Here is a 25,753-nt window from a genome sequence, read left to right as displayed (position 1 = left end):
CACCCAAGATTCACAGAACGTCACAGATTCAGATCGTGAACAAACCAGAATCAAAACCCCTCGATTTTGACTGCTGCCAAGAAACGAGGGGTTTGTAATCAATCTGAGGGCGGCAAAAGCCGCCCTTTTCGTTTCAATATGACCTGAGATCAGGTCACCGCCGACTTCACGGCGAAGCGTGGATCCTTCCAGGCGCCAGTGCGGAGGATGTCCTCCAGCACTTCGACTGCATTCCACACATCCTTGAAACCGACATAGAGCGGGGTGAAACCGAAACGCACCGTCGCTGGCGCGCGGAAGTCGCCGATTACGCCGCGTTCGATCAGCGCCTGCATGATGGCATAGGCGCCGTCATGCTCGAACGACACCTGGCTGCCGCGCTTCGTGCCCTCGCGCGGGCTTTCCAGGGTCAATCCATAACCAGCGCATTTCGCTTCGACCAGCTGAATGAACAGGTCCGTCAGGGCAATGCTTTTTGTCCTGAGCGCCGTCATGTCGACGTCGTCCCAGTCATCGAGCGCGCCCTTGAGCGCACGCATCGTCAGGATCGGCTGGGTGCCGCACAGGAACCGGCGGATGCCGGCGTCTGCGGCGTAACCCTGCTCGAAGGCGAAGGGCCTGGCATGGCCCCACCAGCCACTCAGCGGCTGGCGGACGTCGGCGAGATGACGGGTCGCGGCGTAGATGAAGGCCGGCGCACCGGGGCCGCCATTGATGTATTTGTAGGTGCAGCCGACGGCGAAATCGACATTGGCGCCGTCGAGGTCGACCGGCAGGGCACCTGCCGTGTGGCAGAGGTCCCAGACGATCAAGGCGCCCGCTGCTTGCGCCTTTTTCGTTAGCGCCGCCATATCGCGCAGCTCACCCGACTTGTAGTTGACGTGGTTGACCAGAACCACGGCGACCTTGTCGTCGATCAGCTCTTCGATGCTTGGCGCATCGACACCCTCGAGCCTGAGCACTGCTCCGGCCCGCGTCGACGCAACGCCTTCCGCCATGTAGAGATCGGTCGGGAAGCTATTGCCTTCGGCGACGATGACCGAGCGGTCAGGCCGCATCGCAAGGGCTGCATGCAGCACCTTGTAGATGTTGGTCGAAGTGGTGTCGCAGACGACCGTCTGGCCGGGCGCGGCACCGATCAGGCGGCCGATCCGGTCGCCCAGTTCGGTCGGCATGTCGAACCAGCCGGCGGTGTTCCAGGCGCGGATCAGGTCCTGCGCCCACTCCTGGGACGCGGCCGCCTGGAGTTCGCTGAAGGCGGCATGCGAAGCGGCCCCCAGCGAATTGCCGTCGAGATAGATCACCCCCTCCGGCAGGATGAAACGGTCACGCATCGAACGCAGCGGATCGGCAGCGTCCATCGCCTCGACAGCGGCGAGATCAGGAATTGCAGTCATGATTCGGGCTATCCTTGATTATTCGCGAATGGTTTCGCGTGCTTGTGCCGGTCCCCGGCTGCGCTTGAGGCTTGGAAGAGCCAGCATCGCGAGGACGAACAGGCCGGTGGCGAGCTTCAGATCGGGGGGCGGCATGCCGGCGGCGAGACAGAACGACACCAGCTGGTAGTAGACGACCGCACCGACGAATGGCGCGGCGAGCTGGCGCAGGACGGTCTGCTTGCCGACGATGGCTTCACCGATCATCAGGGCGGCGAGACCGTTGATCAGGATGCCGAGTCCCATGTTGACGTCGGCAAACCCTTGGCTCTGCACCATCAGCGCACCGCTCGTCGCCGAAAACGCGCTGGCGAGGCCAACGCCGCCGATGGTAGCGACCCAGACATTGATGCCTTGTGCCTCGGCCATGTCGGGATTGGCGCCGACCGCGCGGATCGCCGTGCCCTTCTCGGTCTTGAAGAACATGTTGAGCAGGATGAAGATGACCGCGCCGATCAGTCCCGCGACGATGATCTTGGCGAACGGGAAACCTGGCTGGACGAATGGAGCCCAGTCGAACACCGTCGGCGCACCGAACACCGAAAGGTTCGACTTGCCCATGATGCGCAGGTTGATGCTGTAGAGCATCGTCATCATCAGGATGCCGGCAAGCAGCGTGTGGATGCGGAACCGCAGGTGGATGAAGGCGGTGCAGCAGCCGGCGAGGAAACCGGCGATGAGCGCGACGGCAAGCGCCGTCAGCGGCGAGGCACCGCTTGCCAGAAGCACGCCGCAGACGCAGCCGCCAAGCGGAAACGCGCCTTCGCTGGTCAGGTCAGGGAAATTGAGCGTGCGGAACGGAATCATGATGCCGAGCACGACGAATGCCAGGATCAGGCTCTGCGCCAGGGTGACGGGGATGAGCGCGACGAAACTCGTGAAAACAGTCTGGATAAAGTCCATGATGATCAGCTCGCCAGCAACATGCGGTCGGTTTTGACGGAGAAATGACCGATCAGGTCGACAACCGTCACCTTGGCCTTTTCCTCGCCGGAGATTTCGAGCCGAAGCTTGCCCGCGTCCAGCATGATGACGCTGTGACCGAAATCGACGGCATGCTGCATGTTGTGGGTCACCATCAAGGTGGTGAGCTTCAGTGCTTCGACGGCACGCACGGTTGCCTTCATGACGATGTCGGCAGTGCGCGGATCGAGCGCTGCGGTATGCTCGTCGAGCAAGAGCAGGTCCGGTGAGCCACCAACGGCCATGATCAGCGACAAAGACTGGCGCTGGCCGCCCGAAAGCAATTCGACGCGGGTGTCGAGGCGATTTTCGAGGCCAAGGCCAAGCAGTTCAAGCCGCTCCTTGTAGGTGGCAAGACGAGAGGCGTTGAGCCCCTGGCGCAAGGTGCGCTTCTTGCTGCGCAGATCGGCCAGCAGCATGTTTTCAGCGACCGTCATCGAGGCGGCAGTGCCCTTCATCGGATCCTGGAAGACGCGCGCCAGACGGATGGCGCGCTTGTGGACGGGCATGTCCGTGACATCGTCACCATTGATGAGGATCTGGCCGGAATCGAGCACCAGCGCACCTGAAATGGCATTGAGCATACTGCTTTTGCCAGCACCATTGGAGCCGATGACGACGCCGAACTCGCCTGTTGCAAGCTTGAGGCTGAGGCCGTCCAGCGCGACTTTTTCGTCGGCTTGGCCCTTGTAGAAAACTTTACGTGCAGATCGGATTTCGAGCATCCGTCCCTCCCGAAAAAGGCAACGGCGTCATAGACGCCGCCACCTGTTTTTGACGAAGCTGAAGATTACTCGACGATGCAGCCGCAATCAGCCAGCGAAGCCGGGATTTCGATGCCGAATGCCGCCATGGCTTTCTTCGAAATCATCGCAGCATGGTCCTCATAGGCCGGGCGCGAAGGCGCGATGGTCTTGGGATCCTTGCCCTTCAGGATCTCAGCGGCGATCTTGCCGGCGTTGATGCCGACCTGCTCGTAGTTCACCGCGAAGCTCGCCGGCACAACGCCGTCACGCACGGCGTTGTCATCGGCGTTGACGACCGGGATGCCGGCCTGGCGCGCTGCCGCCGAGACAGCCGGGATCGCCGGCTGGATCAGGTTCGAGGTCGGGCCGTAGATCACGTCGACCTTGCCGGCCAGCGAGGCGATGCGCTGCTGGATGTCGTTGACGTTGTCGATACCGACTTCAACGACTTCGAAGCCTGCGGCGGGTGCTGCTTCCTTGATCTTTTCGACCAGGGCGACGTCGTTGGCCTCACCTGGATTGTAAGGCACGCCAAAACGCTTGGCGTTCGGCAGCAACTTCTTGGTGAACTCCATCACCGCCTTGACGTCCTGCAGGTCGGTAGCACCCGTCATGCCTTCGTCGCCGGCTTCCCACGACGGCACCAGCTTGGCGGCGACCGGGTCGGTCACGGCGGAGAAGACGATGGAAATGCCCGAGCCGGCGAGCGCCTTCTTGGCGATCTGCGACACGGGGGTGGTGACGGTGTAAATCAGCTTCGGCTGTTCAGCCTGCAGCTTGGCAATCATCTGGGGAACCAGCGATGCGTCGAAATTGGTGTGGCTCTCGGTGTAGACAACGTCCTTGCCGTCGACATAACCGTTCTCGGCCAGCGCCTTCTTGAAACCTGCGACCGCGGCGTTGAGCTGCGGATGTTCACCGAAATTGGCAATGCCGATCTTGATCGGGTCAGCAACAGCAGCACCAAGGCTGACAGCGAGAGCGCCGGCCAGAACCAGGCCCGACATCAGACCGGACTTCAAATTTCTCATCTATTCCTCCCAGATTTGACAAGCACCGCTCCCCAGAACGGCAGCATGGGACAATCATGAGCAGTCCGGAGAGCTCTGTCAAACATTATATATAATTCTTGCCATCAGCTCCCATGATATATAATTTTTGCGAAGACAGGGACGGATAGCGATGCAGGACGACGAGCACTCGACCAAGACCGAAGCGGCCTACCGGCTGCTGCGCCGCGATATCCTGACCACCCGGCTGATGCCGGGCGCGCCGCTGAAGCTGAGCGCGCTGCGCACCGCCTATGGTGTCGGCTGGACCCCACTGCGCGAGGCTCTATCGCGACTGGAGGCCGAACGGCTGGTGACGGCGATTTCCAATCGCGGTTTCACCGTCGCCTCCGTTTCGCGCCAGGAGCTGGAAGATTTGGCGCGGGCCAGGATGGTGGTCGAGCTGCCGCTTCTGCTGGAATCCATCGAAAAGGGCGGCAGCGACTGGGAAGAGGCTGTCGTGACAGCGCATTATCGCTTGTCGCGCTGCAAGACCGCAGTCGAGGACCCTTCCGACGCCTCCGTCGATGATTGGGACGAAAAGCACGAAGCGTTCCATTCGGCACTCCTGAGCGCGGCTACCTCGAACTGGCTGTTGCGCTTCCGTTCGACGATCTCCGACCAGTTGCGCCGCCACCATCGCTTTCTAGGTCTGGCGCCAACGCTCAGAGCAGCCGAAGGCCAGAAGCAAGGCTACGAAGAGGCGATGGCCGCACTCGGTGAGGCACAGTCGATCGGACCGCACACAGCGCTCATGGAGGCCGCACTCGATCGCGACCTCGACAAGGCGAAGGCGCTGATGATCGACCACATCGGCTACACGCTGCACGTCTATGTCCACACTGAGGACTACAGCGGCAACAAGCATGCCGCGCGTGCCGGCAGCCTGCGATCGAAATCGGCTGCCGAATGACCGCCCCATACCGTCCGACACTGGACGAGATCGCCACCGCTCGTGCCCGGATCGCGCCTTATGTTCCGCCCACGCCGCTGGTCCGCCTCGATCTCGACCTGCCCGACCGGCAGATCTTCCTCAAGCTCGAAACGCTTTCTCCCATCGGAGCCTTCAAGCTGCGCCCGGCGCTGAACGCACTGCTGTCGCGCGAGCGCGAAACGCTCGCCCAAGGGGTCGCTACCACGAGTTCCGGCAACATGGCCTACGGCATGGCCTGGGCCGCCAACAGGCTTGGCGTACCGATGGCCGCCTACATGTACTCAGGTGCGCCGGAGACCAAGATAGCAGGCGTCCGCCGCCTCGGCGGCGATGTCCGCTTCATCTCCATGGAGACCTGGTGGCAGTACATTATCGGCGCCGACCGCCCCGATTTTCCGGAACTGCTGATCAACCCGGTGACCGATCAGGCGGTGCTTTCGGGCAACGGCTCGATCGGCATGGAAATTGTCGAAGACCTGCCCGAAGTCGACGTGGTGCTCACACCTTTTGGCGGCGGCAGCATGACCACGGGCGTCGCCAGCGCGGTGAAGGCGCTGCGGCCCGATGCCAAGGTTTTCGCCGTCGAGGACGAGAACGCAGCACCCGTGACGGCCGCGCTCGCAGCCGGACGTATCGTCGACATCGAGACCCGGCCCTCCTTCATCAAGAGCATCGGCGGCCCGTCGCTGGTGCCACAGCTGTGGCCGGTGGCACGCGAGCTGATCGACGGGGCGGTGTCAGTCAGCCTGGAACAGGTCACCGAGGCGATGCGACTGCTGTTTGCCAAGTCCAAGATCGTGGCCGAGGGCGCGGGCGCTGCCTCTGTGGCCGCAGCACTGGCGAGCAAACTCGCCAAGGGCAACGTCGTCTGTGTCATCTCGGGTGGCAACATCGACGCATCGGCCTATTCGGCAGTGCTAGCCGGCAACATTCCCGCAGCTTAACCTTTCAAGCTTGTACTATCGGGCGAAACGGCACTACAACTGCCTCAGAGGATCGGCCGCCGTGCCGGCCCACGGCGAGGAAAGACCCTGACACAGATGGAAGAGCGCAAGGACACGGCGGGTGCCGAAGGCTGGGTGGATGGCGAGACCAAGGTGCTGGAAGCCCCTGCCGATCACGGCACCGAGCTGCGCCTGTGGTTGCGCCTTTTGACCTGCTCGACACTGGTCGAAACCGAAGTGCGACGGCGCCTGCGCGAAGAGTTCGATTCCACCCTGCCCCGCTTCGACCTGATGGCACAGCTGGAGCGGGCGAAGGACGGCATGGTGCTGGGCGAAGTGTCCAAGCGCATGATGGTTTCACCTGGCAACATCACCGTGCTGGTCGAGCGCCTGGCCGAGAGCGGCCACATCAGCCGCACCACTTCTCCCACCGACCGCCGCGTCCAGATCATCGCGCTGACCCGCTTCGGCCGTGCCGAATTCGAGAAGATGGCGGCAGCCCATGCCGACTGGATCGGCGACCTGTTCGGCACGCTGACGGCAAAGGACGGTGGGATCCTGCTCGATGAACTCGGCAAGCTGAAGCGCTCGATCGTCGCGTCGCTCGCCAAGGGCGCCTAGTCGAGCTGACTACGCGCGGAACCGGGCGCGATAGTCGCTCGGCGTCAGCCCGACGATGCGGGCAAAGACCTTGCGAAAGGCCCCGGGATCGCCGTAGCCGACCTCCCACGCCACCTTGTCGACCGACTGGGTGGTGAACTGCAGCAATTCGCGCGCCTTGCCGACGCGCAGGCGCTGGCCATATTCGGTTGTCGTCAGCCCGGTGGCCTTCTGGAACCGGCGCAGGAAGGTGCGCTCCTCCAGGCCCGCCAACGATGCCAGCACATTGAGGTTCAGCTCTTTGCCCTCGCCCGCCTGCAGCCAATGCTGCACCTTGAGGATGGCCGCATCGCCATGGCTGAGCCGCGGCGCGAAAGCGCTGTAGTAACGCTGTTCGCGCCCGGGCGGATCGAGCGCCAGGATCCGGGCCGTCTCGATCATCACGGTTGGCCCGAGGAAGCGGTCGACCAGCCGGAGGCCGAGATCGGTCCAGGCCATCAGGCTGCCGGCCGTGATGATGTCGCCATCGTCGATGAGCAGCCTGTCGGTGTCGAGTCTGGCCTTTGGAAAGCGCAACCGGAATGCCTCGTCATAGACCCAGTTCGTCGTCACCGCCCGGCCGGCCAGCAACCCGGTCTCGCCAAGCACAAATGCGCCGGCGCAGACCGAAGCCAGCACGCTGCCGGCGCCGTGGCGTTCGCGCAGCCAGCCGGCCAGGGCAGCGATGGCCTCGCGCGAGATCGGATCGCCGAGCGCTGGCGGCACGACGTAGACCTCGGGGACGCCTGAAGCATCCGGATAGCTGTCGAACACCCGCACAGGGGCATGCTCCGGCTGGTCCGCGCGCCAGTGGCTGGCGCGCAGCTGCTTTGGCGGGGCACCTTGGCTCTTGCGTGCGGCGGTGCGGTTGGCGAGCTCGAACAGATCGGTCATGCCGAGCACCGCCGACATCTGTGCGCCGGGGTAGAACACCAGCCCTATCTCGATGAGATCGGCCTTCGTCATTTGTCGAAATCACCCCTTGTTATGTCGATATCGCCAATGGGCCGGCACCATAATCCATTGCATCTTTCGTGCAACATCCTTCCCAACAGCAAAGGCATCAGGGACATGAGCAAGCGCGCGGTAATCGCCATCGACATCCAGAACGAATACTTCCCCAGTGGCAGGATGCCGCTCGTCGGCATCGAGCAGGCGACGGCAAATGCCGCCCGCGTCATCGCGGCTGCACGCGCCCGGGGCGACGCGGTCATCCACGTCCGCCATGTCTCGAAGGCGGCGGACGCGCCGATCTTCGCGCCCGGCACCGCCGGCATCGAGATCAATGCCGCTGTCACCCCGGCCGACGGTGAGAAGATCATCACCAAGAACTACGTCAATTCGTTCCGCGAAACCGACCTCAAGGCGACGCTGGATGCCGGCGGAATCGAAGAGCTCGTCATCGTCGGCGCGATGAGCCACATGTGCGTCGAAGGCGCCACGCGTGCCGCCGCCGACTTCGGCTACAAGACGTCGGTCATTCACGACGCCTGCGCCACGCGCGACCTCGAATTCAACGGCAAGACCGTGCCTGCCGCACAGGTCCACGACGCCGTCATGGCAGCAATCGCCTTCGGCTATGGCGAACTCGTGGATACGGCGACCTATCTGTCGCGATAACAGGACCCTCGGGCCCTGTTTCCGCCCCGGCCGCGCACACGCCGGCCGGGGCGGTTCTTCGTCCCATTTCAGAAATAACTTTAAGCTTGAAGTTTTTTTTGAAAGCGTTCATGGTGCCCCCAACGGTCAAGGTCGGGCACGCATGTCCACCTGATCGCACGGCTTCAGGAGGAGGACGGCATGCGCATTGTCTGTATCGGTGGCGGACCGGCCGGTCTCTATTTCGCACTACTGATGAAGAAGCAGCACCCCGGGCATCAGGTCACCGTCGTCGAGCGTAACCGTCCCTTCGACACCTTCGGCTGGGGCGTGGTCTTCTCCGACGCCACCATGCAGTCGATGCGCCAGTGGGATCCGCAGACGGCCGAAACCATCGAAGTCGCCTTCAACCATTGGGACGACATCGAACTGGTGTTCAAGGGCCGCAAGATCCGCACCTCCGGCCACGGCTTCGTCGGTATCGGCCGCAAGAAGATGCTGAACATCCTGCAGGAACGCTGCCTCGAGCTTGGCGTCGAGCTGGTGTTTGAGACCGACGTGCAGGGCGACCAGGATTTCCCGGACGCCGACCTGATCATCTCCGCGGACGGCGTCAACTCGCGCATCCGGCACAAATATGCCGACATCTTCAAGCCTGACATGGTGATGCGGCCCAACCGCTACATCTGGCTCGGCACCGACAAGCGCTTCGATGCCTTCACCTTCGATTTCCAGCGCACCGAGCACGGCTGGTTCCAGGCGCATATCTACCGGTTCGACGACAACACCTCGACCTTCATCGTCGAAACGACAGACGAGGTGTTCAAGGCGCACGGCATCGACGAAATGGACCAGGACCAGTCCATCGACTTCTGCGAGAAGCTGTTTGCCGGCACGCTCGAAGGCCACAAGCTGATGACCAACGCGCGCCATCTGCGCGGCTCGGCCTGGCTGAATTTCGGGCGCCTGATCTGCGACAAGTGGAGCCATTTCAATGGCCAAAGCCACGTCGTGTTGATGGGCGACAGCGCCCATACCGCGCACTTCGCCATCGGCTCGGGCACCAAGCTCGCCATCGACGACGCCATCGAGCTGACCCGCCAGTTCGACCTCATCGGCCACGACAAGGCCAGCATTCCGGCGGTGCTTTCGGCCTACGAGGACGTGCGCCGCGTCGACGTCGCCCGCATCCAGAATGCCGCGCGCAACGCCATGGAGTGGTTCGAAGTGGTGGGCACGCGTTACGCCGACACGCTCGAACCCGAGCAGTTCATGTATTCGATGCTGACGCGCTCGCAGCGCATCAGCCACGAGAACTTGCGCCTGCGCGACAAGGACTGGCTCGAGGGTTTCGAGCGCTGGTTCGCCGAACGTGCCGGCGTCAGCCCTGCGCCAAACGGCTCGGTACCACCGCCGATGTTCACGCCATTCTCGATCCGCGGCCTGACGCTGAAGAACCGCATCGTCATGTCGCCGATGGCGATGTATTCGGCGACCGACGGCCTGCCCGACGATTTCCACCTCGTCCATATCGGCGCCCGCGCCATGGGTGGCGCGGCACTCGTCTTTCCCGAAATGACCTGCGTGTCGCCCGACGCACGCATCACCCCTGGCTGCCTCGGCTTGTGGAACGACGAGCAGGCGCAAGCCTTCAAGCGCATGGTCGACTTCGTCCATAACCAGACCCAGGCCAAGATCGGCATCCAGATCGGCCATGCCGGCCGCAAGGGCGCGACCAAGCTTGCCTGGGAAGGCATCGACCAACCCGTCGTCGAAGGCGGTTGGCCGCTGATCTCGGCGTCGGCCCTGCCCTATCTCAAGCATTCGGACATGCCGCGCGCCATGACACGCGAGGACATGGACCGCGTGCTGGCTGACTTCGTCAGCGCCACGGAACGCGCCCGCGACCTCGGCTTCGATATCCTCGAACTACACGCCGCCCACGGCTACCTGCTGTCGTCCTTCCTGTCGCCGCTGACCAACCTGCGCGACGACGAATATGGCGGCAGCCACGAGAACCGTGCCCGTTATCCGCTCGAAGTGTTCCGCGCCATTCGCGCCGTCTGGCCCGAGGACAAGCCGATCTCGGTGCGCCTTTCCACCCATGACTGGTACGAAGGCGGCAACACGCCGGAAGACGCCGCGATCTTCGCCAAAATGTTCAAGGATGCCGGCGCCGACATGATCGACTGTTCGTCGGGCCAGGTAGTGAAGGAAGAGCAGCCGGTCTATGGCCGCCTGTTCCAGACGCCTTTCTCCGACAAGATCCGCAACGAGATCCAGGTGCCGACGATAGCGGTGGGTGCGATCTCGGAAGCCGACCACGCCAATTCGATCATCGCCGCCGGCCGAGCCGACCTCTGCGCCGTCGCCCGGCCGCACCTCGCCGACCCGTCCTTCGTGATGCATGAGGCAGCGAAGATCGGCTATGCCGAGCAGGCCTGGCCGAAACAGTACCATTCGGCCCGCGCCCAATATGTGAACAACCTCGCCCGCGCCGCGGCGGCAACGCCCACAGGCAAGGCATGAGCACAGCCAAGCGTCACGCGCTCGTCACCGGCGCCGGCAGCGGCATTGGCCGCGCCATCGCATTGGTGCTCGCCGCCAACGGTCACAGCGTCAGCCTGTGCGGACGGCGAGTCGCGCCGCTCGAGGCTGTGCGCGACGAAATCGCCCAGGCGGGCGGCGAAGCCTTTGTACTTGACGGCTTCGACGTCACCGATGCGCAGTCGATTGAGGCAGGCGTCGTCAAGGCGATTGCCGAGGCAGGCGAAATTGCCGTGCTGGTCAATTGCGCCGGCGAAGCGCCTTCGGCACCGTTCGACAAGACCGACCTCGTCACTTGGAACCGGGTGATCAGCATCAATCTCACCGGCACGTTCCTCGTCATTCAGGCAGCACTCGCCTCGATCAGGCGCGCCGGCAGGGGCCGCATCGTCAACGTCGCCAGCACCGCCGGCCTCACCGGCTATGCCTATGTCTCCGCCTACTGCGCCTCCAAGCATGGCGTGGTCGGCATGACCCGCGCGCTGGCGCTCGAGCTCGCCCGTACTGACGTGACCGTCAATGCCGTTTGCCCCGGCTTCACCGACACGCCGCTGCTCGATGGTGCAGTGGAAAACATCACCGGCAAGACCGGCCGTTCGGCCGAAGAAGCTCGCGCAACGCTTGCCCGCGCCAATCCGCAAGGGCGGCTGGTAACGCCTGAGGAAGTGGCCGACGCCGTGCTCTGGCTCGCCTCGGAAAAGGCAACCGCAATCACCGGCCAGGCGATCCCGGTCGCCGGCGGCGAAGTTCTGGGAGGATGACGATGACCAACCCGATGCAGGACAAGAAGCGTCCCTTCCAGGGCCATCAGGCGAAACACTTCAAGTTCGAAACCGATGCCGATGGCAAGGTCGCGACCATCACGCTCAATCGTCCCGAGAAGAAGAACCCGCTGACCTTCGAAAGCTACGAGGAGTTGACGGATCTGTTTCGCGCGCTCGGCCGCGCCAGCGACGTGCGCGCCGTGGTGCTCAGTGGCGCCGAGAACAACTTCTCCTCCGGCGGCGACGTCTTCGACATCATCGAGCCGCTGACCAAGATGTCGATGCCCGACCTCATCGACTTCACCCGCATGACCGGCGACCTGGTCCGCCAGATCCGCGCTTGCCCGCAACCGGTCATAGCTGCGGTCGACGGCATCTGCGCCGGTGCCGGCGCCATCCTCGCCATGTCATCCGACTATCGCGTCGCCACGCCCGAGGCCAAGACGGCCTTCCTGTTCAACCGCGTCGGCCTTGCCGGCGCCGACATGGGCGCTTGCGGCATCCTCCCGCGCATCATCGGCCAGGGCCGCGCCGCCGAGCTTTTGTTCACCGGCCGTGTCATGACATCGGCCGAAGGCCATGCCTGGGGCTTCTACAACGCCCTGCATGAACGCCCCGCTTTGCTGGGTGCCGCGCAGAAATTCGCCCGCGACATCGCCGACGGACCCTGGTTCGCCCACACCATGACCAAGAAGATGCTCGACCAGGAATGGGCGATGGGCATCGACCAGCTGATCGAATCCGAAGCGCAGGCGCAGGCGATCTGCATGGCAACCGGTGACTTTCGCCGCGCCTTCGAGGCCTTTGCCGCCAAGTCCAAGCCCGAATTCAAGGGAAACTGAGCCATGGCCGCGCATCTCATGTCGACCCGCGCGCCGGCCCGCGACCATCTCGACTGGCCGTTCTTCGCCGACAGCCATCGCGCGCTCGCGGCCGAACTCGACGGCTTCATATCAAAGGGCGGGCTGGGCGAGATCAATCATGCCGATGCCGATGGCGCCTGCAAGAAGTTGGTCGCGACACTTGGCGCGGCTGGCATCCTGCGCAACTGCGTGCCGGCTGAATTTGGTGGTGTGTCCGAGCAGATCGACAGCCGCTCACTGTGCCTGATCCGCGAGACGCTGGCCTATGCCGATGGCCTCGCCGACTTCGCCTTCGCAATGCAGGGCCTCGGTACCGGCGCCATCAGCCTGTCCGGCTCGGCTGAGCTCAAGCAGGCCATCCTGCCCAAGATCGCCAAGGGCGAACTGATCTCCGCTTTCGCATTGACCGAGCCGGAAGCCGGCTCCGACGTTGCCGCCATGAGCACCAGCGCGCGCCGCGACGGCGACCATTTCATCCTGGACGGCGAGAAGGTCTTTATCTCCAACGGCGGCATCGCCGACGTCTACACCGTCTTTGCCCGCACCGGCGAAGCGCCCGGTACACGCGGCATCTCGGCCTTCGTCGTTTATGCCGATACGCCCGGTTTCTCCATCGCCGAGCGCATCGAGACGATCGCGCCGCATCCGCTCGCACGCGTGCGCTTCGACAATTGCCGCATCCCGGCATCGCACTTGCTCGGCGAGCCCGGCGAAGGCTTCAAGATCGCCATGCGCACGCTCGACATCTTCCGTCCGTCGGTGGCAGCCGCAGCACTTGGCTTCGCCCGCCGCGCGCTCGACGAGGCAGTGGCCCACGCCAAGTCGCGAAAGATGTTTGGCGCGACGCTGTCCGATCTGCCGACCGCGCAGAGCACGCTGGGCGAAATGGCAACTGCCATCGACGCGGCATCGCTGCTGACCGTGCGCACCGCCTGGCGCCGCGACGTGCAGAAGCTGCCGATTACCCGCGAGGCCGCCATGGCCAAGATGACAGCGACCGAGAATGCGCAGTGGGTGATCGACCAGGCGCTGCAGATGTTCGGCGGGCGCGGCGTGCGCGTCGGCGAGATCACCGAGCGGCTCTATCGCGAAATCCGCGCCCTGCGCATCTATGAAGGCGCCACCGAAGTGCAGAAGCTGATCATCGGCCGCGAGCTGATGAAGGCTGTGAAGTAGGAGCGCCGCCGTGCCCTTCCGCACCTCTCGGCCGCTGCGTTTCGGGGACTGCGATCCGTCCGGGATCGCCTACTTCCCGTCCTACCTGAACATCCTCGTCGGTGTCCTGGAAGAATTCTTCGGCGACGCAGGCGTGCCGTGGAAAGAGCTGATCGCTACACGGCGCATCGGCACGCCGACGGTGCGGCTCGACCTCACCTTCGTCCATCCCGGCTTCCACGGCGACACGCTCGATTTCGAGCTGTTCGTTCGCCGCGTCGGCCGCTCGTCGCTCGACCTAGAGCACAAGGTGTCATCAGCCGGCACCTTGCTCTGGAGCGCACGCCACAGCGTGGTCGCCACCTCGCTCGATACCCACAAATCGCTTGCCTGGCCGGACGACCTCCGCGCCGCACTCGAAAGCCGCCTGGAGACGTCAGATGCATGAGATCCTGCAACCCGAAGGCTGGGCCAAGCCCATCGGTTACGCCAACGGTGTCGCCGCCAGCGGCCGCACCATCTTCGTCGGCGGCCAGATCGGCTGGAACGCGCAGTGCCAGTTCGAGACCGACGACTTCGTCGGCCAGGTGCGCCAGACGCTGGAAAACGTCGTCGCCGTGCTGAAGGCCGGCGGCGCCGAGCCGCACCACATCACCACGATGACCTGGTACTTCACCGACAAGAAGGAATACACCGAGAACCTGCGCGGCCTCGGCCAGGCCTATCGCGACGTGATCGGCCGCCACTTCCCGGCCATGGCCGCCATGCAGGTGGTGGCGCTGGTCGAGGACCGCGCCAAGATCGAGATCCAGGCCACCGCGGTCATCCCGGCATAGCCATGAGCGCGACGCGGTTTTCGGAGAGCGTTTCGGGCAGCATCCGTGACGGCGTGCTCGTCGTCACTATCGACAATGCACCCGTCAATGCCACCTCGGCGCATGTCCGGCAGGGGCTGGTCAAGGCACTCGACCATGCGTCAGCCGTTGGCACTGTCATCGGCGTCGTCATCACCGGCGCCGGCCGCACCTTTGTCGGCGGCGCCGACATCAGGGAGTTCGGCAAGCCACCGGTCGAGCCGACGCTGCCCGAGGTCATGCAGCGCCTCGAAAACTGCGGCAAGCCGGTGGTTGCAGCTGTCAACGGCGCAGCTCTTGGCGGCGGTTGCGAGATCACCCTCGCCTGCCACGGCCGCATCGCCGGCGAGGCGGCAAGCTTCGCAATGCCGGAGGTCAAGCTTGGCATCGTGCCGGGCGCCGGCGGCACGCAGCGCCTGCCGCGCCTCGTCGGCACCGTCGCCGCCATCGAGCTGATCGGTAGCGGCCGCACGATCAAACCGGACGAAGCGCTCAAGCTCGGCCTCGTTGACGGCATTGCAGCCGATCACCTGGCTGCCGCCCTCGGCCTCGTCCATCAGCTTGCCGGCCAGCCGCAAAGGCGCACCGGATTGCTCGACGTCCACGTCGCCGAGCCCGCAGCCGTCGACGCCGCATCGAAAAAGATCCTGTCCAGATCGCGGGGCCAATCGGCGCCCGCGGAAGCTGTTCGCCTCGTCCGGCTGGCCTCAGAGGCGACCTTCCAGGACGGTCTTACCGATGAGCGCGCCACCTTCCTGCGCTTGCGCGATTCACGTGAGGCGGCAGCGCTTCGCCATGTCTTCTTCGCCGAGCGACAGGCCGGCAAGGTCGACAAGCTCAACAGTGTCGCCCCACGCAAGATCGAGACAGCAGGAATTGTCGGAACCGGCCTGATGGGCGCCGGCATCGCGGTGGCAGCGTTGACAGCTGGCTACCGCGTCATCGGCGTCGAGCAGACAGAGGATGCGGCCACCAAGGGGCGCGAACGCATCGCAGGCATTCTCGACAAGTCGGTGCAGTCGGGGCGCCTTGCGACGACAGTTCGCGAAGAATGCCTTGCGCGGCTGGCGGTGACTGCGAACATCGGCGAACTCGCTACAGCAGACCTCGTCATCGAAGCTGTTTTCGACGATCTCACCGTCAAGACCGCGCTGTTCCAGCGGCTCGACGGCATCGTCAGGCCGGACGCGATCCTCGCCACCAACACCAGCTACCTGAACCCCGACGAAATCGCTGCGGCGACCGCTCACCCTGAGCGCGTGGTCGGCCTGCATTTCTTCTCGCCGGCCAACATCATGCGCCTCGTCGAGGTTGTCGACTGCAAGGCAACCGCGCCCGACGTGCTGGCCTCCGCGCTGGCTTTCGCCAGGAAACTCGGCAAGCTGCCGGTTGTCTGCGGTGTCACGGAAGGTTTCATCGGCAATCGCATCTTCTCGGCCTATCGCCGTGAAGCGGAGTTCATGGTCGAGGACGGTGCAGCACCCGAAGAGATCGACGCGGCACTCGAAGCCTACGGTTTCCCGATGGGCATCTTCACTGTCTACGACATGGCCGGGCTCGAGATCGCCTGGGCTCGGCGCAAGCGCCAGGCGGCGACGCGCGATCCCAAGGCGCGCTATGTCGAGATCGCCGACCAGCTTTGCGAGGCCGGCCGTTTCGGCCGCAAAACAGGCAAGGGCTGGTATGACTATTCGTCGGGTGAAAAGTCCGTCGATCCCGAAGTCGCCGCGTTGATTGTGGCCGCACGCGCGGCCAAGGACATGTCGCCCCGCAGCTTTACGCCCGGCGAGATCGTCAACCGGCTGCTGCGCGCCATGGCCGACGAAGGCACTGCCTTGCTCACTGAGGGCATCGCCGCGCGATCGAGCGACATCGATCTGGTGATGATCAATGGCTACGGCTTTCCGGCGCACAAGGGCGGGCCGATGTTTGCCGCCGAAACGCACAAGGACATGACACCATGACCGAAGCATACATCGTAGGTGGCGTCCGCACTCCGATCGGCCGTTATGGCGGCGCGCTCGCCTCTGTGCGTCCTGACGATCTCGCGGCACACGCCATTCGCGAAGCGCTTGCGCGGCATCCTGGCATCCCCGCCGACCAGATCGATGAGGTCGTGCTCGGCTGCGCCAACCAGGCCGGCGAAGACAACCGTAATGTCGCCCGCATGGCTGCCCTGCTTGCGGGCCTGCCGGTATCGGTGCCCGGAACGACTATCAACCGCCTCTGCGGTTCCGGCCTCGACGCGGTTGGTTATGCCGCCCGCGCCATCAAGCTTGAAGAAGCTGACATCATCATTGCCGGCGGCGTCGAAAGCATGTCGCGTGCGCCCTTCGTCATGCCCAAGGCTTCAAGCGCGTTCCAGCGCAGCGCCGAGATCTTCGACACCACCATCGGCTGGCGTTTCGTCAATCCGTTGATGGAAAAGCAATACGGCATTGATTCCATGCCTGAGACGGCCGAGAACGTTGCCGCCGAGTTTTCCATTTCACGCGAGGATCAGGACCATTTCGCCCTACGCAGCCAGGCTCGTGCCGCCGCCGCGCAGAAAAGCGGCCGTTTTGCCCGCGAAATCGCGCCTGTCACGATCAAGGGCCGCAAGGGCGAAGCGACTGTCGTCGAACACGACGAGCATCCGCGCGAAACGACGATCGAAAAGCTTGCGGGCCTTTCGGCACCGTTCAGAGATGGCGGCACGGTGACCGCCGGCAACGCGTCTGGTGTCAATGACGGGGCCGCGGCCGTGATCGTCGCGTCCGCTCGCGCGGTTGAACGCTACGGCCTCAAGCCGCTCGTCAAGGTCGATGGCATGGCGACCGCAGGCGTAGCCCCCCGCATCATGGGCATCGGCCCGATCGCCTCGACACAAAAGCTCCTGGAACGCGCTGGCCTTGTCATCACCGACATCGACATTGTCGAGCTCAACGAAGCCTTTGCCGCGCAGTCGCTGGCATGCATGCGAGCGTTTGGCCTCCATGACGATGCGGCCCACGTCAATCCGAATGGCGGCGCGATCGCCCTCGGCCACCCGCTCGGCATGTCGGGTGCACGTCTTGCGCTCACAGCGGCGTTGGAACTCGACCTGCGCGGCGCAACACGCGCGCTCGCCACCATGTGCATCGGCGTCGGCCAGGGTATTTCGCTGCTGATCAGCCGACCGTAGCGAGTTGTTCCTCGCTACGGCGATTTGGCGTCGTCACCCTGCGGCCCGGCGCAGTGGCTGGCGCAGGATCGCCGAGCCCCCTGCCGCTTGGACGGCAAGGCTGCCATAGGTGATGCCAGCGGCAAGGCAGGCGTCCTCGGATTGACCGGACAGCCAGGCATCGATGAAGCCGGCGTTGAAAGCGTCGCCCGCGCCCGTGGTGTCGATGACCGGAACTTCTTCCGCCTGCCGGTGCAAAAGCTGGCCAGCGGCCTTCAGCCATGCGCCCTCGCCGCCCGCTTTCAGGGCAACGACAGGGAAGTCCCTGGACAGAACTTCGATCGCCGCGATCGGATCGTTCTCGCGGGTGATCGCGGTCGCCTCTTCCATGTTGGGCAGGAAGATGTCGACGCCGGCACAGCGATCGAGCAGTTCGGCTTCGTAGATCAGCGTCTCGTCCCAGCTCGGATCGAGCGAGACGGTCAGGCCCTTGGCCTTGGCGCGGCTTACCAGATCGGGGATCTCGTGTAGCGTGGCATATTCGGCGATGTGCAGATGGCCGGCATCGGTCCAGTCGAGCGCGGCATCGAGGGTCGCCGGAAGCGCAGTTCCGGCGCGGCGCGACAGGAAGGCACGGTCGTTGCCGATCACCGAGGCGACAGTGACCTGCGGCCCCGCACCAGGCGAATGCTCGACGAAGCGCAGGTCGACATCGCTGGCGCCGAGTTCGGCCTCGATCCCTGTCGACAGCGAGTCCGTGCCTAGGCGCGCCACCAGAGCGACCTGACGTCCGGCATGGGCCATGTGGGCGGCCGCGATGAACGCCCCGCCGCCGGCGGCCATCTTCATGTCTTGCGCAAACACCTCACGCCCCGGCTCAGGCAGCGATGCCAGGCCGGTGAAGATCAGGTCACAGTAAATCCGCCCGATGCTGAGCACCGCCGGACGCTTGGCATTTCCCGATGTCATTGCCGGCCCAGGCTCTTCTCGGTCTTGGCGTCGAAGAGATAGAGGCTGCCCGGCGCCGCGCGGCAGGTCAGCGTGCTGCCCGTCGGGGGGATGAACTTGCTCGGCGCAGTAGCAATCACGGCACTGCCGTCGACATCGAGATGCACAAGCGTCTCGGGTCCGAGCGGCTCGACCGCCGTCACCGTTCCGGTGAGTTCCAGACCACCTTCCGACTTCTCGATGGCTGCGGTCAGCTCGTGCGGCCGCACGCCAATCAGGATGTCGCCGCCAGCGGCAGGCTCGATGCCCGTGCCGTTCTTGCGGCCAGGCACCAGGTTCATCGACGGGCTGCCGATAAAGCGGGCGGTGAAGACATCGACCGGGTTTTCATAAAGATCGGTCGGCGTGCCCACCTGCAGGATGTGGCCATCCTTCATGACGACGATACGGTCGGCCATGGTCATCGCCTCGACCTGGTCGTGGGTGACATAGACGGTAGTCGTCTTGAGCTTCTGGTGCAGGCGCTTGATCTCGATGCGCATCTGGGCGCGCAGCTGGGCGTCGAGGTTGGACAAGGGCTCGTCGAACAGGAAGGCCGAGGGGTTGCGCACCATGGCGCGGCCGATGGCGACACGCTGGCGCTGACCGCCGGACAATGCCGCCGGGCGACGGTCGAGATACTTCTCCAGGCCGAGGATCTTGCCCGCCTCTTCGATGCGCTGGTCCTTCTCGGCCTTGGACAGCTTCGAGGTATAGAGGCCGAAACCGATGTTCTGGCGCACGGTCAGATGCGGGTAGATGGCGTAGTTCTGAAACACCATGGCGATGTTGCGCTGCTTGGGATCGCGCTCGTTGACCACCTCGCCGCCGATCTTCAGCGTGCCGCCGGAAATGTCTTCGAGGCCGGCGATCATGCGCAACGTCGTCGACTTGCCGCAGCCCGAAGGCCCGACGAAGACCACGAATTCGCCGTCGGCGATTTCAAGGTCGATGCCCTGGACGACGTCTACCTTGCCGTAGCGCTTGACCAGCTTTTCAAGTTCGATCGTCGCCATCAGAGCGCCCCTGCCAATGCCTTGAATTTCTCACCGAGTTCTTTTGCGGCTTTCGCCTCATGCCCGGCATGCTCCTGCGCAACGGCATCCAGCGCCGCTGCCTTCTTCCTGTAGACACCAATCGCCTCGGCCATCGGCGCCGGCGCCGGGCCGCCGAAGCGGTCGCGCACAGCAACGAAATGCTCAGGCGACACGATCTCTTCGAACTTGTCGCGGCCAAAGCTCGGTTCGCGTCCGGTCGAATGCCGGAAGGCATCGAGGAATGGGGCGTAGCCGTCCGTGGCGAGCCCGCCGCCGGCCGCGACCACTTCCTTGGCGACGGTCGCTGCGATCTCATGCGCCTCGCGGAAGGACAGGCCCTCGATGCGAACCAGCGAGTCGGCAAGTTCGGTGATGGTGATGCAGGAGCGGCGGATGTTTTCAGCCACACGCTCCGGATCGATGCGGATCGCGCCGACGAAGGCAGCCAACAGGTCGAGCACGCGGGAGGCAGCGGTAAACGCCTCGTAGCCCATCGACTGGGTTTCGCCCTCGCTGTCGTTCATGTCGGTGAACGGCGTGTTGTGGATGACGCCGAGCACCGTGCGGGCGCGGCCCATCGTCTGGCTGGCCAAAAGGCGCATATGCTCGATCGGCACCGGATTGCGCTTCTGCGGCATGATCGACGAGATCTGCACGAAGGCGTTTGGCACATAGACCTGACCGACCTCGAAGCTCGTCCAGAACTGGAAGTCCTGGATCAGCCGGCCGAGATGCAGGAACATCAGTTCGATCGCCGAGTAGGTCGAGGTGATGTAATCGGACGCCGCGATGCAGCTGTAGGAATTGCGCAAGGGCGCGGCAAAGCCGAGCAGATCGGCGACGCGCTGGCGGTCGATGGGGAAGCCCGAGGTGGTGATGGCGGCGGCACCCATCGGCGACAGATCGACGATCTTGCGCGCCTCTTCGAAACGATCGATGTCGCGGATCAGCACTTCGATGGCAGCCGACAGGTAGTGCCCGAAGGTCGAGGGCTGCGCCGGCTGGCCGTGGGTATAGGCAACGATCAACGTCGCCTTTTCCCGCTCGGCAGCATCGATCATCGCGCCCAGCAGGTGCCGCGCCTTCAACATCAGCGCATCGATGCGCTGCTTCAGCCCAAGCTTGAACAACGTGTGGTCGATGTCGTTGCGCGAGCGTGACGTGTGCAGGCGTCCGGCGACGTCAGGCCCGAGGCGGGCCTTCAGTTCCTTTTCGATGAGAAAGAAGAAGTCCTCGACCTCGCCGGTGTAGACCAGCTTCTCCGGATCAACTTCGCGGTCGATGGCTTCGAGAGCACCGGCGATCGCCGACGCCTGCGTGGCGTCGAGAATGCCGGTCTCGGTCAGCATCACCAGATGCGCCCGGTCGATGGCGCGGAAGCCGTCGACATGGTGGGTCTTGGCGCCGTCGAACAGCGGCCGAAGCACCGTCTCCTTGTAGACGGGATCGGGGAACACGCTCTTGTCGGCGAGCCTGGGGTTCAGTTCAGACATGTCTTATCCCTTGAGCCCGGCAAGCATGACGCCGCGGACGATGTAGCGCTGGAGCACGAGGAAGACGATCAGCGTCGGCAGCGTGGCGATCGCCGCACCGGTCATGATCATTTCCCACTGGATGGACTGTTCGACCGCGAAGCTCGATAGGCCGACCGGCAAGGTGTAGAGCTCCTTGCTGGTGGTCACGATCAGCGGCCAGAAGAACGCCGTCCAGTTGCCGAGGAAGGTGAAGATGGCGAGCGCAGACAGTGCCGGCGTCACCAGCGGCATCGCCACTCTCCAGAAGATCTGGAACTCGTTCAGGCCATCGACACGGGCTGCCTCGAGGAAGTCGTTGGGCACGCCTTCGAAGAACTGCTTCATCAGGAAGGTGCCGAAGGCCGTCATCATGCCGGGGAACATGATGCCCCAGTAGCTGTCCAGCCAGCCGAGATTGGCCGACATCAGATACCACGGGATGACCAGCATCTCGGTCGGGATCATCAGCGTCGACAAGATAGCGAGGAAGATGAAATAACGGCCGCGGAATTCGAACTTGGCCAGCGTGTAGCCGACGAGGCTGTCGAAGAAGACGTTCGACAGCGTCACCATGACCGCCACGAACATCGAATTGAAGAACCAGCGCATGAAGCGCCCGTCGGCCAGGATGGCGATGTAGTTGGCAAGCGTCGGCGCTGCCGGAATGAGCTTGAGGTCATAGACCTGGCCCGCCGTCTTGAACGACGTCGAGAACATAAAGGCCAGCGGCGTCACCATGATCAGGCCGCCGATGAACAGCAGCGTCCAGGTGAGAATGCGGCCGGGCCGAAGATTGGCGTGGGAAAGCGCCGGCGTTTGGGTGACGGCACTCATTTCTTTTCCCTCAGGATCCAGAGTTGCAACAGCGACACGAACAGCAGGATGGTGAACAGCACGACCGTCTGCGCCGCCGCATATCCCATCGCGTAGGACGAAAACGCCGTCTGGTAGATCATCAGCACCAGCGGCTTGGTCGAACCGAGCGGGCCGCCCGGGTCGTTGGTGGTCATGTTGTAGACCTGGTCGAAGATGCGCAGGAAGCCGATCGACGAGAACACGACGAGGAATACGGTGGTCGGCTTGAGCAGCGGCAACGTGATCTTGCGCAGGATCGCCCATTCGCCGAGGCCGTCGATGCGTGCCGCCTCATAGAAGGTGTTGGGGATCGACCGCAGACCTGCCATGAAGATGATGATCTGGAAGCCGAGACCGGCCCAGATCGCCGTCAGCATGATCGACGGCAACGCCTGGTCGACCGAGCGGATGAACGGCTGCTGGGGAATGCCAAGCGTGCCAAGCGCATTGTTGATCACGCCGATCGGTGCCGGCTGATAGAACCAGCGCCACACCCAGGCCATGGCGGCAGCCGTGGTCAGGTAGGGCAGGAAATATAGACCCCGGATCAGCCCGTGCATGAAACGCACGCGATCGAGATGGTAGGCGATGACGAATGACAGCAACAGGCTGATCGGTGTTCCGACGAGCAAGTAGGCGAAGGTATTCTTGAACACCTTCCAGAACTGCGGGTCGGCAAACAGCTTTTCGTAGTTGGCCAGGCCGATGAACTGCGGCGGCTTCAGCAGGTCCCAATTGGTCAGCGAAAGCCAGAAGGCTTCGATCGTCGGGTAAAAGCGGATCACCGAATAGAACAGGATTGGCAGAGCGAGGAAACTCCACACCCACACCAGCCGCTTCGTCCGCATGGAACGGCGTTCCCAGAAGGTCGCGCCGGGGCGGCTCACCGCCGCCCCTTGTTGATCCGCTGTCACAGACATCAAGCCTTCGCCTTACTTGGGGGCTGCTGCGTCGATGATCGCCTGCTCGGCCGCTGCGGCCTGTGCGAGCGAATCCTTCACCGACTGGCCTTCGAGCAGCACGCGGTTGGCCATGTCGATGGTGGTCTGGCGCTGGGCCGCCTCATCAACGAACATGGTGGTGCGGGCGTATTCGAGACCCTTGAGGAACGGACCGTAGATCGGGTCCGCAAGGTTGGCGTCGGTCATCGCGGCGGTACGACGCGCCGGCAGCTCGCCGACCGTCTTCAGCCAGACGTCCATCGCCTCAGGCGAGGAGATGTAGGCCAGGAACTTCTTCGAGGCTTCGAGCTTCTCACCGCTGGTCGTCGCCGAGATGCCGTTGGCGAAGTAGCTGGCATAGTTGGAACGGGTGCCGTCGGCATTGGCCGGCAGTTCGGTCACGCCCCATTCGAAGCCCTCGATCGACTTGAAGGCGCCGAGACGGAAGGTGCCGTCGATGGTCATTGCCGCCATACCGGCACGGAAAGCCGCCTGGCCTTCGTCCATGAAGCCGGCCAGGCCGACCTTCTTTTCGGTCTGCAGGTCGGTGTAGAACTTCAGCGCCTTTTCACCGGCTTCGGTGTTGTAGGCCACCTTGCGGTCGCCGTCGGTGTAGGGCTGGCCGCCAAACTGGCGGACAAGCACTTCACGCCACCACTGGTGGTCCTGGCCGGCCATGTCGAGCGTCGAACCGGCGACGATCAGGTTGCCGGCGGCATCACGCTTGGTCGCCTTCTCGGCGGCGGCGACGAACTCGTCGAGCGTCTTGGGCGGGTTTGCCGGATCGAGACCAGCTTCGGTGAACAGCTTCTTGTTGTAGAACAGCGCCAGCGAACGCACCGCGGTCGGCAGGCCGTAATAATCCTCGCCGCGCTTCATGGCGCTGACGATCGGGAAGAATTCGCTTTCGATCTTGTCGTGCGGGAAGGCATCGGTCGGCAGCGGCTGCAGCAGGCCACCGGCAACGAACTTGTCGAGCCAGCCGTAGAACAGCTGCATCACGTCAGGACCCTGTCCGCCCATCTTCGCGGCGATGACGCGCGTCTGGTAGTCGGCATAGGGGAAGGTCGTCTGCTTGACGGTGATGTCTGGATTGGCCTTCTCGAAATTCTCGATCAGCTGGTCCATCGCCTTGACGCGCGAGTCAAAGACATACTGCCAATATTCGATCTCGACGGCCTGGGCCGCGTTCATTGCCAGCGTGCTGAAACCAGCAATCAGTCCGGCAAACAGGGTTGCTCTACGCATGTTAACCTCCATCTGCGCCCGCCGGAAAATCCCGGGCTTCGGGCGGTGATTATCCCCTTGGACCGGAGCCTCGCATGCAATCGAGGCCCGGGCCGTCTCGTAACTCCGATGCCCAGGCGCGAGCGGAACACGCTCGCCAAAAATCAGGCACCAGCAAAGCTGCGGATCCTCCCCGCACACTGCCTATACGCTTTCCTGCCGGGCGCCTTTTGTCAATAAGATAATTTACTTGAATTAATCTGTTGCGGGGTTCGGGCCTTCCGCGTTATCAATTTTGCAACTGAAGTCAGGATGCGCGAAATGGCATTTCAGCCGGGCAGCACACATCAGGTCACTTTGGGCAACAACCCCGAGCGCAGCCGCGACCATAACCGTCGCGTGGTGCTCGACGTCGTTCGCCGTAACGGCGCTTTGGGGCGCATGCATATCGCCCGGCTGACGCATCTGACCGCGCAGGCCATCGCCAACATCGTCGACGAACTGGTCAGCGAAAACCTGTTGATGGAGACGGGGCGGTTGCGGTCGGGCCGTGGCCAGCCGCCGATCCAGTTCGCCGTCAACCCCGATGGCGCCATGACCATGGGCATCGAGATGGCCTCCGACCACATGGTGGCGACCGTGCTCGATCTGTCGGGGCAGCCGCGCTCCAAGCGGATCACACCGGTCAGCGACACCAGCCCGAGCCAGGTCATCGCCCATCTGCGCGCCGAACTCGATACGGTCAGGTCGACGTTCAAGTCACGGCTGCTCGGCATCGGTGTGGTCATGCCCGGCCCGTTCGAGATCGAGGGCATGACCTCGGTCGGCCCGACGACGCTGCCGGGCTGGGCCAACATCGATGCCGCAAGCCTGCTCAGCGAGGCCTGCGGCGAGCCGGTAACAGTGGAAAACGACGCCAACGCCGCAGCCGTCGGCGAACGCTTCTTTGGTGCCGGCCACACCATCTCCAGCTTCTGCATGGTCTATTTCGGCGCCGGCCTTGGCCTTGGCATGATCCAGGACGGCACGCCGTTCCGTGGTGCCTTCGGCAATGCCGGCGAAATCGGCCATGTCGTCGTCGTCCCGCGCGGCAGGGCCTGCCCATGCGGCCAGCACGGCTGCCTCGAACGCTACGCTTCGGTCCATGCGCTGCGCGAAAAGCTGTGCGACGCAGGTATCCCAGACTGCGATTTCGCCGATTTCTCCGAGCTCCATGCAAGGCGCCATCCCGTGCTCTTGGAGTGGATGGACGAGACCGCGACCTATCTCGCGCCGATGATCGCGATGATCGAGAACATCCTCGACCCTGAGACGGTGATCCTGGGCGGGGTGCTGCCCGACGCGATCATCGACGAGCTGATCGCGCGGATGGGGCCCTTGCCGATCTCGGTCGCCAGCCGAAGGACCCGCGCCTTGCCCCGCGTCATACGCGGCCAGACCGGGCAATACACGGCGGCACTCGGTGCCGCCGCGCTGCCGCTGTTCGAGGTGGTCACGCCCAAGCTCGAAACGGCCGCCACCGCACATACCGAATAGCAGACTGGAATACCGGAGGAC

At 63.8% G+C, this 25,753-nt stretch carries 24 protein-coding genes; 13 read left to right on the top strand and 11 right to left on the bottom strand.

The annotated features are described in order from the left end of the window. Positions 1 to 149 precede the first annotated feature (149 nt). From kynU to IHE39_RS13480, 4 genes are all read right to left on the bottom strand, one after another. On the bottom strand, positions 150 to 1,397 hold the full coding sequence (gene kynU, locus IHE39_RS13495) for a kynureninase (RefSeq protein ID WP_192566819.1): 1,248 nt from the start codon (positions 1,395 to 1,397) through the stop codon (positions 150 to 152). 18 nt (positions 1,398 to 1,415) lie between these two features. Then, a complete protein-coding gene (locus IHE39_RS13490; protein ID WP_184770522.1) occupies positions 1,416 to 2,339 on the bottom strand; it encodes an ABC transporter permease in 924 nt (307 codons plus the stop codon). Between the two features lie 5 nt (positions 2,340 to 2,344). Beyond that, positions 2,345 to 3,124, bottom strand: a complete 780-nt coding sequence (locus tag IHE39_RS13485; RefSeq protein ID WP_192566818.1) for an ABC transporter ATP-binding protein — start codon at positions 3,122 to 3,124, stop codon at positions 2,345 to 2,347. A 65-nt stretch (positions 3,125 to 3,189) separates the two neighbouring features. Next, complete coding sequence (locus IHE39_RS13480) at positions 3,190 to 4,176, bottom strand: ABC transporter substrate-binding protein (RefSeq protein ID WP_184770520.1); 987 nt, start codon at positions 4,174 to 4,176, stop codon at positions 3,190 to 3,192. Positions 4,177 to 4,327: 151 nt separating this feature from the next. Here IHE39_RS13480 and IHE39_RS13475 point away from each other — a divergent pair, with 151 nt between their 5' ends. The 3 genes from IHE39_RS13475 to IHE39_RS13465 all read left to right on the top strand — a co-directional run bounded on the left by IHE39_RS13475 (position 4,328) and on the right by IHE39_RS13465 (position 6,693). Then, positions 4,328 to 5,107, top strand: a complete 780-nt coding sequence (locus IHE39_RS13475) for a GntR family transcriptional regulator (protein ID WP_184770519.1) — start codon at positions 4,328 to 4,330, stop codon at positions 5,105 to 5,107. After that, positions 5,104 to 6,072: a pyridoxal-phosphate dependent enzyme gene (locus IHE39_RS13470; protein WP_192566817.1), complete on the top strand. Its 969-nt coding sequence runs from the start codon at positions 5,104 to 5,106 to the stop codon at positions 6,070 to 6,072. The genes IHE39_RS13475 and IHE39_RS13470 overlap by 4 nt, the downstream gene beginning before the upstream one ends. A 96-nt stretch (positions 6,073 to 6,168) precedes the next feature. Further along, positions 6,169 to 6,693 (top strand): MarR family winged helix-turn-helix transcriptional regulator, encoded by a 525-nt coding sequence (locus IHE39_RS13465; RefSeq protein ID WP_192566816.1) that lies wholly within the window; start codon positions 6,169 to 6,171, stop codon positions 6,691 to 6,693. Between the two features lie 9 nt (positions 6,694 to 6,702). On the opposite strand, the gene IHE39_RS13460 is transcribed toward IHE39_RS13465, so the two are convergent. Beyond that, entirely contained in the window at positions 6,703 to 7,677 is a 975-nt protein-coding gene (locus IHE39_RS13460) for a GlxA family transcriptional regulator (RefSeq protein WP_192566815.1), read from the bottom strand. A gap of 105 nt (positions 7,678 to 7,782) precedes the next feature. On the opposite strand from IHE39_RS13460, the gene IHE39_RS13455 reads away from it, so the two are divergent. The 9 genes from IHE39_RS13455 (at position 7,783) to pcaF (ending at position 17,656) form a co-directional block, all read left to right on the top strand. Continuing rightward, positions 7,783 to 8,331 (top strand): cysteine hydrolase family protein, encoded by a 549-nt coding sequence (locus tag IHE39_RS13455; protein ID WP_192566814.1) that lies wholly within the window; start codon positions 7,783 to 7,785, stop codon positions 8,329 to 8,331. 180 nt (positions 8,332 to 8,511) lie between these two features. Further along, entirely contained in the window at positions 8,512 to 10,839 is a 2,328-nt protein-coding gene (locus IHE39_RS13450) for a bifunctional salicylyl-CoA 5-hydroxylase/oxidoreductase (RefSeq protein WP_192566813.1), read from the top strand. Continuing rightward, positions 10,836 to 11,618 carry an SDR family NAD(P)-dependent oxidoreductase gene (locus IHE39_RS13445; protein WP_192566812.1) on the top strand — a complete coding sequence of 261 codons (783 nt, stop codon included), beginning with the start codon at positions 10,836 to 10,838 and terminating at the stop codon, positions 11,616 to 11,618. Before IHE39_RS13450 ends, IHE39_RS13445 begins: the two co-directional genes overlap by 4 nt. Further along, positions 11,615 to 12,463, top strand: coding sequence for an enoyl-CoA hydratase family protein (locus IHE39_RS13440; RefSeq protein ID WP_192566811.1), 849 nt, complete (start codon positions 11,615 to 11,617; stop codon positions 12,461 to 12,463). Before IHE39_RS13445 ends, IHE39_RS13440 begins: the two co-directional genes overlap by 4 nt. A gap of 3 nt (positions 12,464 to 12,466) precedes the next feature. Next, positions 12,467 to 13,660, top strand: a complete 1,194-nt coding sequence (locus IHE39_RS13435; RefSeq protein ID WP_246485472.1) for an acyl-CoA dehydrogenase family protein — start codon at positions 12,467 to 12,469, stop codon at positions 13,658 to 13,660. Between the two features lie 10 nt (positions 13,661 to 13,670). Continuing rightward, complete coding sequence (locus IHE39_RS13430) at positions 13,671 to 14,087, top strand: thioesterase family protein (RefSeq protein WP_192566810.1); 417 nt, start codon at positions 13,671 to 13,673, stop codon at positions 14,085 to 14,087. Then, positions 14,080 to 14,475, top strand: a complete 396-nt coding sequence (locus tag IHE39_RS13425) for a RidA family protein (RefSeq protein ID WP_192566809.1) — start codon at positions 14,080 to 14,082, stop codon at positions 14,473 to 14,475. Before IHE39_RS13430 ends, IHE39_RS13425 begins: the two co-directional genes overlap by 8 nt. Positions 14,476 to 14,477: 2 nt before the next feature. Beyond that, positions 14,478 to 16,457, top strand: coding sequence for a 3-hydroxyacyl-CoA dehydrogenase NAD-binding domain-containing protein (locus IHE39_RS13420; protein WP_192566808.1), 1,980 nt, complete (start codon positions 14,478 to 14,480; stop codon positions 16,455 to 16,457). Beyond that, on the top strand, positions 16,454 to 17,656 hold the full coding sequence (pcaF, locus tag IHE39_RS13415) for a 3-oxoadipyl-CoA thiolase (RefSeq protein ID WP_192566807.1): 1,203 nt from the start codon (positions 16,454 to 16,456) through the stop codon (positions 17,654 to 17,656). Before IHE39_RS13420 ends, pcaF begins: the two co-directional genes overlap by 4 nt. A 33-nt stretch (positions 17,657 to 17,689) precedes the next feature. Here the strand turns inward: pcaF and IHE39_RS13410 are convergent, their stop codons facing one another. The 6 genes from IHE39_RS13410 to IHE39_RS13385 are packed head-to-tail and all read right to left on the bottom strand — an operon-like array spanning position 17,690 to position 24,229. Then, on the bottom strand, positions 17,690 to 18,604 hold the full coding sequence (locus IHE39_RS13410) for a carbohydrate kinase family protein (protein ID WP_192566806.1): 915 nt from the start codon (positions 18,602 to 18,604) through the stop codon (positions 17,690 to 17,692). After that, positions 18,601 to 19,638 carry an ABC transporter ATP-binding protein gene (locus IHE39_RS13405; protein WP_192566805.1) on the bottom strand — a complete coding sequence of 346 codons (1,038 nt, stop codon included), beginning with the start codon at positions 19,636 to 19,638 and terminating at the stop codon, positions 18,601 to 18,603. Before IHE39_RS13405 ends, IHE39_RS13410 begins: the two co-directional genes overlap by 4 nt. After that, positions 19,638 to 21,152 (bottom strand): argininosuccinate lyase, encoded by a 1,515-nt coding sequence (gene argH / locus IHE39_RS13400; RefSeq protein WP_192566804.1) that lies wholly within the window; start codon positions 21,150 to 21,152, stop codon positions 19,638 to 19,640. The genes IHE39_RS13405 and argH overlap by 1 nt, the downstream gene beginning before the upstream one ends. Positions 21,153 to 21,155: 3 nt before the next feature. Next, a complete protein-coding gene (locus IHE39_RS13395) occupies positions 21,156 to 22,007 on the bottom strand; it encodes a carbohydrate ABC transporter permease (protein ID WP_184770505.1) in 852 nt (283 codons plus the stop codon). After that, positions 22,004 to 22,942, bottom strand: coding sequence for a carbohydrate ABC transporter permease (locus IHE39_RS13390; protein ID WP_184770595.1), 939 nt, complete (start codon positions 22,940 to 22,942; stop codon positions 22,004 to 22,006). Before IHE39_RS13390 ends, IHE39_RS13395 begins: the two co-directional genes overlap by 4 nt. An 18-nt stretch (positions 22,943 to 22,960) precedes the next feature. Continuing rightward, on the bottom strand, positions 22,961 to 24,229 hold the full coding sequence (locus tag IHE39_RS13385; RefSeq protein WP_184770504.1) for a sugar ABC transporter substrate-binding protein: 1,269 nt from the start codon (positions 24,227 to 24,229) through the stop codon (positions 22,961 to 22,963). Between the two features lie 288 nt (positions 24,230 to 24,517). Here IHE39_RS13385 and IHE39_RS13380 point away from each other — a divergent pair, with 288 nt between their 5' ends. Then, the gene (locus tag IHE39_RS13380) at positions 24,518 to 25,732 is read left to right on the top strand and encodes an ROK family protein (protein WP_434781312.1); all 1,215 of its coding nucleotides are present in this window, start codon (positions 24,518 to 24,520) and stop codon (positions 25,730 to 25,732) included. Positions 25,733 to 25,753: the final 21 nt, after the last annotated feature.

The organism is Aminobacter carboxidus, from assembly GCF_014863355.1.
Classification (GTDB): domain Bacteria; phylum Pseudomonadota; class Alphaproteobacteria; order Rhizobiales; family Rhizobiaceae; genus Aminobacter; species Aminobacter carboxidus.
Note: the sequence above shows the minus strand (reverse complement) of the source record. Positions and strands in the feature narration are given on the sequence as shown.

Coding starts and splice junctions, on each gene's coding strand:
- kynU (WP_192566819.1), bottom strand. CDS start 1,397: ATGACTGCAATTCCTGATCTCGCCGCTGTCGAGGCGATGGACGCTGCC.
- IHE39_RS13490 (WP_184770522.1), bottom strand. CDS start 2,339: ATGGACTTTATCCAGACTGTTTTCACGAGTTTCGTCGCGCTCATCCCC.
- IHE39_RS13485 (WP_192566818.1), bottom strand. CDS start 3,124: ATGCTCGAAATCCGATCTGCACGTAAAGTTTTCTACAAGGGCCAAGCC.
- IHE39_RS13480 (WP_184770520.1), bottom strand. CDS start 4,176: ATGAGAAATTTGAAGTCCGGTCTGATGTCGGGCCTGGTTCTGGCCGGC.
- IHE39_RS13475 (WP_184770519.1), top strand. CDS start 4,328: ATGCAGGACGACGAGCACTCGACCAAGACCGAAGCGGCCTACCGGCTG.
- IHE39_RS13470 (WP_192566817.1), top strand. CDS start 5,104: ATGACCGCCCCATACCGTCCGACACTGGACGAGATCGCCACCGCTCGT.
- IHE39_RS13465 (WP_192566816.1), top strand. CDS start 6,169: ATGGAAGAGCGCAAGGACACGGCGGGTGCCGAAGGCTGGGTGGATGGC.
- IHE39_RS13460 (WP_192566815.1), bottom strand. CDS start 7,677: ATGACGAAGGCCGATCTCATCGAGATAGGGCTGGTGTTCTACCCCGGC.
- IHE39_RS13455 (WP_192566814.1), top strand. CDS start 7,783: ATGAGCAAGCGCGCGGTAATCGCCATCGACATCCAGAACGAATACTTC.
- IHE39_RS13450 (WP_192566813.1), top strand. CDS start 8,512: ATGCGCATTGTCTGTATCGGTGGCGGACCGGCCGGTCTCTATTTCGCA.
- IHE39_RS13445 (WP_192566812.1), top strand. CDS start 10,836: ATGAGCACAGCCAAGCGTCACGCGCTCGTCACCGGCGCCGGCAGCGGC.
- IHE39_RS13440 (WP_192566811.1), top strand. CDS start 11,615: ATGACGATGACCAACCCGATGCAGGACAAGAAGCGTCCCTTCCAGGGC.
- IHE39_RS13435 (WP_246485472.1), top strand. CDS start 12,467: ATGGCCGCGCATCTCATGTCGACCCGCGCGCCGGCCCGCGACCATCTC.
- IHE39_RS13425 (WP_192566809.1), top strand. CDS start 14,080: ATGCATGAGATCCTGCAACCCGAAGGCTGGGCCAAGCCCATCGGTTAC.
- IHE39_RS13420 (WP_192566808.1), top strand. CDS start 14,478: ATGAGCGCGACGCGGTTTTCGGAGAGCGTTTCGGGCAGCATCCGTGAC.
- pcaF (WP_192566807.1), top strand. CDS start 16,454: ATGACCGAAGCATACATCGTAGGTGGCGTCCGCACTCCGATCGGCCGT.
- IHE39_RS13410 (WP_192566806.1), bottom strand. CDS start 18,604: ATGACATCGGGAAATGCCAAGCGTCCGGCGGTGCTCAGCATCGGGCGG.
- IHE39_RS13405 (WP_192566805.1), bottom strand. CDS start 19,638: ATGGCGACGATCGAACTTGAAAAGCTGGTCAAGCGCTACGGCAAGGTA.
- argH (WP_192566804.1), bottom strand. CDS start 21,152: ATGTCTGAACTGAACCCCAGGCTCGCCGACAAGAGCGTGTTCCCCGAT.
- IHE39_RS13395 (WP_184770505.1), bottom strand. CDS start 22,007: ATGAGTGCCGTCACCCAAACGCCGGCGCTTTCCCACGCCAATCTTCGG.
- IHE39_RS13385 (WP_184770504.1), bottom strand. CDS start 24,229: ATGGAGGTTAACATGCGTAGAGCAACCCTGTTTGCCGGACTGATTGCT.
- IHE39_RS13380 (WP_434781312.1), top strand. CDS start 24,518: ATGGCATTTCAGCCGGGCAGCACACATCAGGTCACTTTGGGCAACAAC.